Here is a 12,127-nt window from a genome sequence, read left to right as displayed (position 1 = left end):
AGGACGATGACCAGCAAGAAGAGCAGCAAGAACGCCGCGGACGGCGGCAGCGGTGACGTCCGTCTCTCCGGCATCGGCAAGACCTACGACTCCTTCACCGCCGTGCACCCGCTCGACCTGACCGTGCCGGAAGGTTCCTTCTTCGCCCTGCTCGGCGCCTCCGGCTGCGGCAAGACCACCACGCTGCGCATGATCGCCGGCCTGGAGGAACCTTCCTGCGGAAGCGTCCGGCTCGGCGACCAGGACGTGACGAACCTGCCCCCGTACAAGCGGCCCGTGAACACGGTCTTCCAGTCGTACGCCCTCTTCCCGCACCTCGACATCTTCGAGAACGTCGCCTTCGGTCTGCGCCGACGCGGCATCAAGAGCGTGAAGAAGCAGGTCGAGGAGATGCTGGAACTGGTCCAGCTCGGCGAGCAGGCCCGCAAGAAACCGCACCAGCTCTCGGGCGGCCAGCAGCAGCGCGTCGCCGTCGCCCGTGCCCTCATCAACCACCCCAAGGTGCTCCTCCTCGACGAGCCCCTCGGCGCCCTCGACCTCAAGCTGCGCCGCCAGATGCAGCTGGAGCTGAAGCGCATCCAGACCGAGGTCGGCATCACGTTCATCCATGTCACGCACGACCAGGAGGAGGCCATGACCATGGCCGACACGGTCGCCGTGATGAACGGCGGCCGGGTCGAGCAACTCGGCTCGCCCACCGACCTGTACGAGAATCCGCAGACCACCTTCGTCGCCGACTTCCTCGGCACCTCCAACCTCATCGAGGCCGAGGTCGACTCCAAGAGCGGCGACGAGATAGTCCTGACGGCGGGTGACGGCAAGCTGGTCCTGCCCGAGGCGCGATGTGCCGCGCCCACCCGGACCGGCGGCAAGGTCCTCGTCGGCGTACGCCCCGAGAAGATCACCCTCACCCACGCCGACGACGCCGGGGAGATCCCGGTCGGCCGCAACCGCGTCACCGGCCGGATCACCGCCACCAGCTTCATCGGCGTCTCCACGCAGTACGTGATCGACAGCTCGGTCTGCCCCGAGTTCGAGGTCTACGTCCAGAACATCGACCGCGACACCCGGCTCGTTCCCGGCGCCGACGTCGTCCTGCACTGGAGCCCCGCGCACACGTTCGGACTGGATGCCGCCCAGGACATCGACGCGGGCGTGGACGAAGGGGCGGCCGCCTGATGTCGACCCTCGCCGAAGCCGAGGCGCCACCACCCCTCGCGCCCGCCCCGACCACCGGGAAGCCCCCTCGCAAGAGGGGCCGCTGGACGCCGTACCTGCTGCTCGCGCCCGGTCTGATCTGGCTGCTGGTCTTCTTCGCGATGCCGATGGTCTACCAGGCCTCCACCTCCGTGCAGACGGGCTCCCTGGAGGAGGGCTACCGGGTCACCTGGCACTTCGCGACGTACTGGGACGCGCTGAGCGAGTACTACCCGCAGTTCCTGCGCTCGGTGCTCTACGCGGGCTCCGCGACGATCCTGTGTCTGCTCCTCGGCTATCCGCTGGCGTATCTGATCGCCTTCCGGGCCGGCCGCTGGCGCAATCTGATCCTGATCCTGGTGATCGCCCCCTTCTTCACCAGCTTCCTGATCCGCACCCTCGCCTGGAAGACGATCCTGTCGGACGGTGGCCCGGTCGTCGGCGTTCTGAACTCGCTGCACGTCCTGGACGTCACCAGCTGGCTCGGCCTCACCGCCGGGGACCGGGTGCTGGCCACTCCGCTCGCCGTCGTCTGCGGCCTCACGTACAACTTCCTGCCGTTCATGATCCTGCCGCTCTACACCTCCCTCGAACGCATCGACGGACGGCTGCACGAGGCGGCCGGCGACCTGTACGCCAGACCGTTCACCACGTTCCGCAAGGTCACCTTCCCGCTCTCCATGCCGGGCGTCGTCTCCGGAACCCTGCTGACCTTCATCCCGGCCAGCGGCGACTACGTGAACGCCGAACTCCTCGGCTCCACCAACACCCAGATGATCGGCAACGTCATCCAGAGCCAGTTCCTGCGGATCCTCGACTATCCGACGGCGGCGGCGCTCTCCTTCCTTCTCATGGCCGCGATCCTCGTCATGGTCACGGTCTACATCCGTAAGTCCGGGACGGAGGATCTGGTCTAAATGGCCTTCGTGAAATGGCTCAAGCGCCGACTCGTCGTCATCGCGGGACTGCTGACGCTCGGATATCTCCTCCTGCCGAACATCGTCGTCACGGTCTTCTCCTTCAACCAGCCCAAGGGCCGCTTCAACTACGAGTGGCAGGAATTCTCCACCGCAGCCTGGACCGATCCGTGCGGCGTCGCCGACCTGTGCGGCTCGCTCTCGCTCAGCCTCCGGCTGGCCGCCTGGGCGACCCTCGGCGCCACCGCCCTCGGCACGATGATCGCCTTCGCCCTGGTGCGCTACCGCTTCCGCGCGCGAGGCGCCGTCAACTCGCTGATCTTCCTCCCGATGGCGATGCCCGAGGTCGTGATGGCCGCCTCGCTGCTCACCCTGTTCCTCAACCTGGGTGCGCAGTTGGGATTCTGGACGATCCTCATCGCGCACATCATGTTCTGCCTCAGCTTCGTCGTGGTCGCCGTCAAGGCACGGGTGATGTCGATGGACCCGAGGCTGGAGGAGGCCGCGCGCGATCTCTACGCCGGGCCCGTCCAGACCTTCGTCCGGGTCACCCTGCCGATCGCCGCACCCGGTATCGCGGCGGGCGCGCTGCTCGCCTTCGCGCTCTCCTTCGACGATTTCATCATCACCAATTTCAACGCGGGCTCGACCGTCACCTTCCCCATGTTCGTCTGGGGTTCGGCGCAACGCGGCACACCCGTCCAGATCAATGTCATCGGTACGGCCATGTTCCTGGTCGCCGTACTGTTCGTGGTGGCCGGAATGGTCATCGGAAATCGCAGAAAGCGGCAGAAGGCATGAACGCCGCTCGTTCGATGAATCAGTAGGGAGTTGAAATCATGGCCCCAAGCGCCATGAACCGTTGGACAAAGTCCCTCTCCGACGCACGGCCGGTCCCGTACTGGCTCGAAGACCCCGGCAAGCCCCACCCCGAGCCCGCGCTCACCGGCGCCGAGACCTGCGACCTGCTGGTCGTCGGCGGTGGCTACAGCGGACTGTGGACCGCTCTGAACGCCAAAGAGCGCGACCCGGGCCGGGATGTCGTCCTGCTGGAAGGCCGTGAGGTGGGCTGGGCCGCCTCCGGCCGCAACGGCGGCTTCTGCGCCGCCTCGCTCACCCACGGCCTGGCCAACGGTCTCGCCCGCTGGCCCGACGAGATCCACAAGCTGGAGGAACTGGGCGCCCGCAACCTCGACGAGATCGAGGCGGCGGTCACCCGTCACGGCCTGGACTGCGACTTCGAACGCACCGGCGAGATCGACGTCGCCACCGAGACGTACCAGGCCTGGGAACTGCGCGACTGGTACGACGAGCTCGCCCGCAAGGGCCTCGCCGACGGCATCGAGTTCCTGGACGCCGACGCCGTCCGCGAGCAGGTCGCCTCACCCACCTTCGAGGCCGGCCTGCACGACCGCCGGGGCGTGGCCATGCTGCACCCCGCCAAACTCGCCTGGGGCCTCAAACGGGCCTGTCTGAACCTCGGCGTCCGGGTCTACGAGCACACACCCGCGCTGAACCTGAAGGCGTACGGCACCGGCATGGCCGTCCGCACGCCCTACGGCCAGGTCCGTACCCGGCAGGTGGCGCTCGGCACCAACATCTTCCCCAGCCTGGTCAGGCGCGTCCGCGCGTACACCGTGCCCGTCTACGACTACGCCCTGATGACCGAGCCCCTCACCGCCGACCAGCTGGCGTCGATCGGCTGGAAGAACCGACAGGGGCTCGGGGACTCGGCCAACCAGTTCCACTACTTCCGGCTCAGCGCCGACAACCGGATCCTCTGGGGCGGCTACGACGCGGTCTACCCGTACGGCGGCCGGGTGCGCTCCGAGTACGACGACCGGCCGGAGACGTACGCCAAGCTCGCCGGGCACTTCTTCACCTGCTTCCCGCAGCTGGAGGGCGTCCGGTTCACCCACGCCTGGGGCGGCGCCATCGACACCTGCTCCCGCTTCTCCGCGTTCTTCGGTACCGCCCACCAGGGCAGAGTCGCCTACGCGGCCGGGTACACCGGACTGGGCGTGGGCGCCACCCGCTTCGGCGCGGACGTCATGCTGGACCTCCTCGCGGGGGAGCGCACGGAACGCACCGAACTGGAGATGGTGCGCAAGAAGCCGCTGCCCTTCCCACCGGAGCCGTTCGCCTGGACGGGCATCGCCCTTACCAAGTGGTCCCTGGCCCGGGCCGACTCCCACGCGGGCCGCCGCAACCTGTGGCTGAAGGCCATGGACCGGCTGGGGCTGGGCTTCGACAGCTGAGAACGCCCCCACCGAACCGTGGTCGGCGGGGCGTGCGGGCGCACTCGTGATCAACAGGCGTACGCCTCTCCGACGGTGTTACGCCATTCACCACCAAGAAGTGGTCGGAACCCGCGTAATGCCCGGCCGGAACCTCTGTCTGTGCTCCTGACGCGAAACCGCGTCCGCAGGAGCTCTACAGAGAGGAAGGTCCCTGTCATGACTGGGGCCAAGACGGCGGTCGAGTGGCTGGCATCCGTGTCACCGGATCCCGAGGCCTGCCGCTGGGAGTGGGAGCGCAACCCCCTGGGGGTCGCCCTGCTTCCGGCCGGCAGGGCCTGGGACGTGCTGACCCTGCCGGGGGAACTCGGCTATCCCACGCTCGACGTCCTCACCCGCATCATCGATCAACCCGGGCCCGTGCTCGTCGATTTCGGCGACGACCGCATGGGGTTCTTCGTACCGCCGGGCACGGCGTCGCGGTGGCTGGGCACGGGGGTGCGCAGCGCGGGCGGCGGCACCTGGATCGTGGTGCCGTACCCGGGCCGGCAGACCGGCGGCGTCCGGTGGCTGGTCCCGCCGGACGGCAACGGCACCCTCACCGACCCGGCCCTCCTCGAACTGGCGATGCACGAGGCGGCGGCGAACCTGGCGAGGGACGAGGACCGGTGACGGGGACCGACCGCCCCGTGTCGTGACGAGCGGCCGTCCCCCGGCCGCACCGCGCTCTCGTCGGCCGCCCGTGCGGCCGACGCGGACGTCGAACGGACCTGGCCGCGCACGTCATCCCGGACGGGGCCGCACCCGGAACCACAGCGAGGAGAGCAGCAGCGCGCACACGCACCAGCTCGCCACCACGTCGAGCGGCCAGTGATAGCCCTGGCGCACCAAGCCGAAGCCGACCCCGATGTTCAGGACGACCGCGAGGGCGACGACCGCGCGGCGCGCGAGGGTGCCACGCAGCCAGGGCAGCAGAAGCAGGACGGCGGCGCCGTACGCGACGGAGGCGGTCGCGGTGTGGCCGGAGGGGTAGAAACCCGTCCCCGGGCCCATGACCGGTGGGCCGGTCCGAGCGATGAGCTCCTTCAGCGGGACGACCCAGAGCGGTACCGCGGCCATGAGGAGGGCCGCGGCCGCGGACGGCCGCCACCAGTGGTCCCGACCGGTGGCACGCGTTCGCCGCGCGACGAACAGGAGCACCAGGGCGAGAACCGGGACGGCGACCGTGATGTTGCCGAGGTCGGCGAGGAACTGCGTGGGGGCGCCCCGGTGGACGAGGGCGTCGCTGAGGCGTTCGTCCAGGCGGGCCAGCGGGCCGCGCGTGAGGACCTGCCAGGTGATCAGTGCGAAGAGAAGGGCCGGCGCGCCGCCGAGAAGGAGGAGAGCGGCGCCGCGGCCAAAGGGGGCGGTCGGCCGTCCTCGAACAGGGGGGTGGTTCGAGGACGGCCGACCGGATCGGTGTGCCACCCGCCCCGGGGGGTTTGGGACGGGCGGCCATCCGATCGGTGAGGAGATCCGGAGCCGGAAGCTCCGGGTGTGTGCGCGAGGGCACGACCAGGGCGAAGCTGGGGAGGCCCCGACCCGGTGTCACCCACAGTCCCCTGTGGGTGGGGTGTATCTCTCATCTGCGTCAAAACCTACGACAGGGAGGGCGGCGACGACAGGCGGAATCGCGACCCGACATGCACCTTGCACACCTTCTTCACGCCCTCTGACGCTTGTCGACAGGGACCGGAATCCGGTGTCGGATTCCGGTTCCGGGAAGCGTGGGACGTCGGGGACGGATGGGGGATTCCGTATGCGAGCGCCCCGCGAAACGGGGCCCTCGCACGCGCGTCCGGCGGTCCCGGACGCGTGTCGGATACGTGTGTCGGAGACGCGTGTCAGATACGGGTGAACGCCTGCTCGATGATGTCCAGGCCCTCGTCGAGGAGGTCGTCGCCGATGACGAGCGGAGGCAGGAACCGCAGCACGTTGCCGTAGGTGCCACAGGTCAGGACCAGCAGCCCCTCCTGGTGGCAGGCCTTGGCCAGCGCGGCGGTCGCCTCCGGGTTCGGCTCCTTCGTCGTACGGTCCTTGACCAGCTCGATGGCGATCATGGCACCGCGGCCGCGGATGTCGCCGATGAGGTCGAACTTCTCGGCCATGGCGGTGAGGCGCGCCTTCATCGTCGCCTCGATCTTCTTCGCCCGGGAGTTGAGGTCGAGCTCCTTCATCGTCTCGATCGAGCCGAGGGCGCCCGCGCAGGCGACGGGGTTGCCCCCGTAGGTGCCGCCCAGGCCGCCCGCGTGCGCCGCGTCCATGATCTCCGCGCGGCCGGTGACGGCGGCGAGCGGGAGACCGCCGGCGATCCCCTTGGCGGTGGTGATCAGGTCCGGGACGATGCCCTCGTCCTCGCACGCGAACCACTGGCCGGTGCGGCAGAAGCCGGACTGGATCTCGTCGGCGACGAAGACGATGCCGTGGTCGGAGGCGAACTTGCTGATCGCCGGCAGGAAGCCCTTGGCCGGCTCGATGAAGCCGCCCTCGCCGAGCACCGGCTCGATGACGATCGCGGCCACGTTCTCGGCGCCGACCTGCTTGGCGATCTGGTCGATCGCCTGCGCGGCGGCCTCCGGGCCCGCGTTCTCCGGGCCGGTCGGCCAGCGGTAGCCGTACGCCACGGGCACGCGGTACACCTCGGGCGCGAACGGGCCGAAGCCGTGCTTGTACGGCATGTTCTTCGCGGTCAGCGCCATCGTGAGGTTGGTACGGCCGTGGTAGCCGTGGTCGAACACGACCACCGCCTGGCGCTTGGTGTACGAGCGGGCGATCTTCACGGCGTTCTCGACGGCCTCGGCGCCGCTGTTGAACAGCGCGGACTTCTTGGCGTGGTCACCCGGGGTGAGCTCGGCGAGGGCCTCGGCGACCGCGACGTAGCCCTCGTACGGGGTGACCATGAAACAGGTGTGCGTGAAGTCCTGGAGCTGGGCGGTCGCCCGGCGGACCACGGCCTCCGCGCTCGCGCCGACGCTCGTGACGGCGATGCCCGAGCCGAAGTCGATCAGCCGGTTGCCGTCGACGTCCTCGATGATGCCGCCGCCCGCGCGCGCGGTGAACACGGGCAGCACCGACCCCACGCCCGCCGCGACGGCGGCGACACGACGAGCCTGCAGCTCCTGGGACTTCGGTCCGGGGATGGCGGTGACTACGCGGCGCTCCTGGGGAAGTGCGCTCATGTGGGGCTCCTGGAGTGGTGCGGACGGCTTGCCTTCTTTTCTCGCAGGCTAGGGCGACGGCCGGTGGGTGGGCATGCTCCATGTGGGCGTTGTCGGGTGTTCGTCTTGTCCGGGTTGGACATGGAGGAACGGTGGGCACGGATGTGCGCCCGGCCGCGTAATACGGTGAGCACAGGGGTCCACCCGGCCGCGTAAACGGTGAACTCCCCTTGCGGGAGCGTTAGATTGGCTCGCTGATGGTGGACGGAACGGCTGGTCAGGGGGCAAGCGGGATGAACAGCGACGGGACGCGGGACGCGCGGGGCACACATGCGAATTCTGTGCCGCGTCCGGCGGGGTCGCCGGAGATGCCCGCAATGCCCCCTCGGCCCGCGCGTGCACCGGGTACCCCTCCCATGCCGGACGGATCTTCCTTCCTTGCCTGGCTGCGGGCACCGCGCCCGGACGCGGCACCGGGAGTGTGGCGATTCGGGCACACGCCGCGCCCCGACGAAGAGCCCGACGAGATCCCGAAACGACAGCTCGTTGGAGGCGCTCTGATCGCCTTCTTGGTGGGCTGGCTCCTCTGGTCCCTGCTGCAGAACGGCTATCTCGGCTACTGGTGGTGGATCCCGCTGGACCTGATCGCCCCTGACTCCTGGCAGGGCGGCACGGGAGAAGGAGGCCAGGTCGGCACTTTTCTCCTGTACCGGGGCTATGAGCTACTTGTTGCGCTGATGATCCTGGTCGCAGTGGCCCGGCTCGGCCGCTGGGGTGAGGTATGGCGCCGATTCGTCGCTCCGCGTTTCCACCTGCGGCCCGCGGAGCAGGCGGCTCCAGTTCCCCAGGACGACCCCGCCCAGTGGAACCAGCTGCGGGAGGCCGGGGCCGCAGAGGCTGCCGAGCGGCTGGTGGCCGAGGCGGGGGCCGGGCTGATGCGGGACGTGGACCATGCGCGGATCATGCGGGCATGGCAGGGCGTGCGCAGTGGCCGGCACAGTCTGGCGACGTTCACCGGAGCCGTGCTGAAGGACGGGGCGGCTGCCTGCCTGCACCCCTCCGGAGAGCGGGATCTGCCGACCCGGCTCGCCAGGCACGACCTGGTCACCGGGCAGGTCCGCCTGGGCGGCACCGTCGACGACCCGCGCAACCCCTACGCCTACCGGGGCACCGGTCTGGCCCTGGGCCCCGAGCTGCTCGGCACGTCCCTGCTGGCCGTCGGGCCCGCCGGGTCGGGGAAGACGGCCAGCGTCGTGTGGCCCGTCGCCGAGTCGCTGTGTCTGCACGCGCTCGCCGGACGGGCCGCCGTGGTGGTCGTGGGTGCGGCGGGGGCGGGGCTCGGCCCGGCCGACGCCTACGACGTCGTCGTGCGGATCGGCAACCCGGAGTCCGTGTACGACCTCGACCTCTACGGCGGGACCACCGATCCCGACGAGGCGGCGGCCGTCCTCGCCGAGGCGCTCGTCGGCGATCTCGCCGACCCGCACCCCGGCGGTGACAGCCGGCGCTCCACCACGGTCCTCGCCCAGCTGCTCGGCCCGTTCCGGGCGGTGCACGGGCGGTTCCCGTCCGTGCCGCAGCTGCGCCAACTGCTGGACGGCGCCCCCGGCCTGCTGGGCGAGCTGCGCGAGGCCCTCCAGGACGCCGGGCAGGAGTCGCTGCTGCGGGAGCTGGACGCGCGGGAACGCCAGCTCGGGCACCCCGGGGACCTCGCGGGTGTCCTGGCGGACCGGCTCGCCCTTCTCGACCGGCCCGCCTTCGCCGCCTTCTTCGACACATCCGGACAGTCCCGGCCCTTCTCCCTGCGGGCCCTCGACCACCCCGTACGGGTCCGGATCGACCTTCCCGAGCGCGGTCACGCCGACGCCTCGCGCATCCTGGCGCGGCTGGTGCTCGCGCAGTTCACCGCGAGCGTCGCGGTACGGGAGGACCGGTCGCTGTTCGCCTGCCTGGTGCTGGACGACGCCACGGGGGTCATCACGCCGGATGCCGTACGCGGCATCCAGCGGCTGCGGTCCACCAACGCGGGGACGGTCCTCACCCTGCGTACCCTCGACGACGTGCCCCGGCCGCTGCGCGGCCCGCTCCTCGGCGCCATCGGCTGCCGGATGGCGCTGTCCGGGCTCACCCCGTGGGACGGTCAGGACTTCGCCGAAGTGTGGGGCAAGGAGTGGACCGAGGCCCGGGACGTCACCGACCGGCAGATCATCGCCGACTCCCCGGCGGGCAAGGCCTGGCACGCGCTGCGCCGGGTCATGACCGGCCACGCGCCCACCGCGCGGGCCGTGACCGTACGGCAGGTGGAGCGGGAGCGGTGGTCCGCCTCCGAACTGGCGCACGGGGTGCCGCCGGGGCACGCGGTGCTGTCGCTGACGAACGTGCGGGGTGAACACGCGCCGCCGTTGTTGGTGGACCTGCGGGGCTGAGCGGGCGGGCCGGGGTGCCGTTCGATTTGAGCCATTCGGTGTGCGGTGCGTGGGACTTGTGATCGTACGGTGAGGCAGAATCGTCACAGGCCGTTCATACGCGGCGGCCAAAAAGGCGTTGCGTTTCCCTGACGCGCACTCTTCTCCCCTTCCGATGTCGACCTGAAGGTCTCATGCCCCCGACGCTCGCCTCGCTCGTCCACCACTCGGCGCTCAAGCTGACCGTGCGGGCGGGCGAGGACCGCCTTGACGTGCCGGTGCGCTGGGCGCACGCCAGTGAGCTCGCCGACCCCGTGCCGTACATGGAGGGCGGGGAGCTGTTGCTGATCACCGCGTTGAAGCTGGACGTGGAGGATCCGGAGGCGATGCGGCGCTATGTGCGGAGGCTGGTGGGGGCCGGGGTCGTCGGGCTCGGGTTCGCCGTCGGGGTGCACTACGAGGACATCCCCGAGGCGCTCGTCGACGTGGCCGAGGAGGAGGGGCTGCCCCTCCTGGAAGTGCCCCGGCGTACGCCCTTCCTCGCCATCAGCAAGGCGGTGTCGGCCGCGATCGCCGCCGAGCAGTACCGGGCGGTGACGGCGGGGTTCGCCGCACAGCGTGAACTCACCAGGCAGGCGTTGACCGCCGGACCCGAAGGGCTGCTGGGCGCGCTCGCCGGGCAGGTCGACGGGTGGGCGGCCCTGTACGACGCCTCGGGCGCGGTCGTCGCGGTGGCACCCGAGTGGGCGGAGCGGCGGGCCGGACGACTCGTCGCCGACGTCGAACGGCTGCGGGACCGGCCCACTCCGGCCAGCGCGGTCGTCGGCGGCGAGGACCGCGTCGAACTGCACTCCCTCGGCACCGGCCGCCGGGCCCGCGCAGCCCTCGCCGTCGGCACGGCGGCGGCCCTCGGTACGGCCGAGCGCTACGCCGTCCACTCCGCGATCGCCCTCCTCACCCTCACGACGGAACGGTCGCGCCCGTTGTACGCGGCCGAGCAGCGGATCGGCGCGGCGGTGCTGCGCATGCTGCTGGCGGGGGAGTGCGACCATGCGCGCGCGGTCGCCGGGGATCTGTACGGCGGCCTCCTGGACGCCCCGTTCCGGCTGATCCTCGCCGAGGCGGCGTCGGCTTCGGCCGCGCGGGCGCGGATGGAGGGGGCAGTGGGCGCGGTGAGTGCGGCGGCTGCCGTGGAGGAAGTGCCCGAGGCCGGGGCCGAGGCCGTGCCGGTGAGCCCGGCCGGGGCGGCGGCCACGCGTGCCTCCGGAGGGGGGCGTGGGGCCGGGGAAGGGGCTCGTCGGTCCGGGCGTGGGGGTGTGCAGGGGACCGCCGGGCCAGGGGCCGCGGCTGCGGGTGTGGCCGCCGACGTCGTACGGGCCGCGGTGGTCGGTGGCGACTCGGGCGGGGAACTGCTCGGACAGCTCGTCGAGGTGGTGGAGGGGGCTGCCGCGCGCGCCGGGGAGCCGGTGCTCGTGGTGCCCGACGGGGAGCGGCTCGTCGTGCTCGCCGTGGACGGGGGCGCTGCGGTCGCCGCGTGCGGGGAGTTCGCGGTGGCGTTGGAGACGGCTCGGGCGGCGGGGCGGGATCCGGACTCCGTCGGCGCGTCGTCCGCCGGCGCGTCCGCCTCCGCTGCCGTCGGTGGTTCCGTCGAGGACGAGGAACTCGTCGTCGGGCTGTCCGCGCCCGCCGGGCCGATCGCGGCCGCCGCGGCGTACAAGCAGGCCGAGCAGGCGCTGTCCGTGGCCCGGCGCAGGGGACGTTGTCTCGTCGAGCACGAGGAGTTGGCGGCGGGCTCCGTGCTGCCGCTGCTCGGGGACGACGCCGTGCGGGCCTTCGCCGACAGCCTGCTGCGTCCGCTGCGTGAGCACGACGCGACGGGGCGGGGGGATCTGGTCGCTTCGCTGCGGGCCTGGTTGTCGCGCCACGGGCAGTGGGACGCGGCTGCCGCGGACCTGGGGGTGCACCGGCACACGCTGCGATACCGGATGCGCAGGGTGGAGGAGATCCTCGGCCGGTCGCTGGACGATCCGGACGTGCGGATGGAGCTGTGGCTGGCACTGAAGGCCACGGCTGCGGCAGGGGAGTAGGTCGCGCCCACCCTCGCCCCGCCGCCCCGCCGGTGACGGGCTGGTGGACGTCGTTCCTGGCGTGCGGGCCCTGCGGAGGTCCCCCCC

8 protein-coding genes and 1 pseudogene are annotated in these 12,127 nt (G+C 71.1%); 7 read left to right on the top strand and 2 right to left on the bottom strand.

Going from position 1 to position 12,127, the window contains the following annotated elements; genetic code table 11:
- Positions 1-6: 6 nt before the first annotated feature.
- From K1J60_RS12510 to K1J60_RS12490, 5 genes are all read left to right on the top strand, one after another.
- The gene (locus K1J60_RS12510; protein ID WP_220646304.1) at positions 7-1,179 is read left to right on the top strand and encodes an ABC transporter ATP-binding protein; all 1,173 of its coding nucleotides are present in this window, start codon (positions 7-9) and stop codon (positions 1,177-1,179) included.
- Positions 1,179-2,114 (top strand): ABC transporter permease, encoded by a 936-nt coding sequence (locus K1J60_RS12505; RefSeq protein ID WP_220646303.1) that lies wholly within the window; start codon positions 1,179-1,181, stop codon positions 2,112-2,114. Before K1J60_RS12510 ends, K1J60_RS12505 begins: the two co-directional genes overlap by 1 nt.
- Positions 2,115-2,915 (top strand): ABC transporter permease, encoded by an 801-nt coding sequence (locus tag K1J60_RS12500; protein ID WP_220646302.1) that lies wholly within the window; start codon positions 2,115-2,117, stop codon positions 2,913-2,915.
- Positions 2,916-2,953: 38 nt separating this feature from the next.
- Positions 2,954-4,372: an NAD(P)/FAD-dependent oxidoreductase gene (locus K1J60_RS12495; RefSeq protein ID WP_220646301.1), complete on the top strand. Its 1,419-nt coding sequence runs from the start codon at positions 2,954-2,956 to the stop codon at positions 4,370-4,372.
- A gap of 198 nt (positions 4,373-4,570) precedes the next feature.
- A complete protein-coding gene (locus K1J60_RS12490; protein ID WP_220646300.1) occupies positions 4,571-5,023 on the top strand; it encodes a hypothetical protein in 453 nt (150 codons plus the stop codon).
- A gap of 111 nt (positions 5,024-5,134) precedes the next feature.
- On the opposite strand, the pseudogene K1J60_RS12485 reads toward K1J60_RS12490, so the two are convergent.
- Positions 5,135-5,976 (bottom strand): annotated as a pseudogene (locus tag K1J60_RS12485) (phosphatase PAP2 family protein).
- Between the two features lie 258 nt (positions 5,977-6,234).
- Positions 6,235-7,569, bottom strand: a complete 1,335-nt coding sequence (gene gabT / locus K1J60_RS12480; RefSeq protein WP_220646299.1) for a 4-aminobutyrate--2-oxoglutarate transaminase — start codon at positions 7,567-7,569, stop codon at positions 6,235-6,237.
- 272 nt (positions 7,570-7,841) lie between these two features.
- Here gabT and K1J60_RS12475 point away from each other — a divergent pair, with 272 nt between their 5' ends.
- Both K1J60_RS12475 and K1J60_RS12470 read left to right on the top strand, forming a co-directional pair.
- A complete protein-coding gene (locus K1J60_RS12475; RefSeq protein ID WP_220646298.1) occupies positions 7,842-9,974 on the top strand; it encodes an ATP-binding protein in 2,133 nt (710 codons plus the stop codon).
- A 173-nt stretch (positions 9,975-10,147) separates the two neighbouring features.
- A complete protein-coding gene (locus K1J60_RS12470; RefSeq protein WP_220646297.1) occupies positions 10,148-12,040 on the top strand; it encodes a PucR family transcriptional regulator in 1,893 nt (630 codons plus the stop codon).
- Positions 12,041-12,127: the final 87 nt, after the last annotated feature.

It is taken from the genome of Streptomyces akebiae (assembly GCF_019599145.1).
GTDB lineage: Bacteria > Actinomycetota > Actinomycetes > Streptomycetales > Streptomycetaceae > Streptomyces > Streptomyces akebiae.
This window is presented reverse-complemented; position numbering and strand designations above follow the sequence as displayed.

Coding starts and splice junctions, on each gene's coding strand:
- K1J60_RS12510 (WP_220646304.1), top strand. CDS start 7: ATGACCAGCAAGAAGAGCAGCAAGAACGCCGCGGACGGCGGCAGCGGT.
- K1J60_RS12505 (WP_220646303.1), top strand. CDS start 1,179: ATGTCGACCCTCGCCGAAGCCGAGGCGCCACCACCCCTCGCGCCCGCC.
- K1J60_RS12500 (WP_220646302.1), top strand. CDS start 2,115: ATGGCCTTCGTGAAATGGCTCAAGCGCCGACTCGTCGTCATCGCGGGA.
- K1J60_RS12495 (WP_220646301.1), top strand. CDS start 2,954: ATGGCCCCAAGCGCCATGAACCGTTGGACAAAGTCCCTCTCCGACGCA.
- K1J60_RS12490 (WP_220646300.1), top strand. CDS start 4,571: ATGACTGGGGCCAAGACGGCGGTCGAGTGGCTGGCATCCGTGTCACCG.
- gabT (WP_220646299.1), bottom strand. CDS start 7,569: ATGAGCGCACTTCCCCAGGAGCGCCGCGTAGTCACCGCCATCCCCGGA.
- K1J60_RS12475 (WP_220646298.1), top strand. CDS start 7,842: ATGAACAGCGACGGGACGCGGGACGCGCGGGGCACACATGCGAATTCT.
- K1J60_RS12470 (WP_220646297.1), top strand. CDS start 10,148: ATGCCCCCGACGCTCGCCTCGCTCGTCCACCACTCGGCGCTCAAGCTG.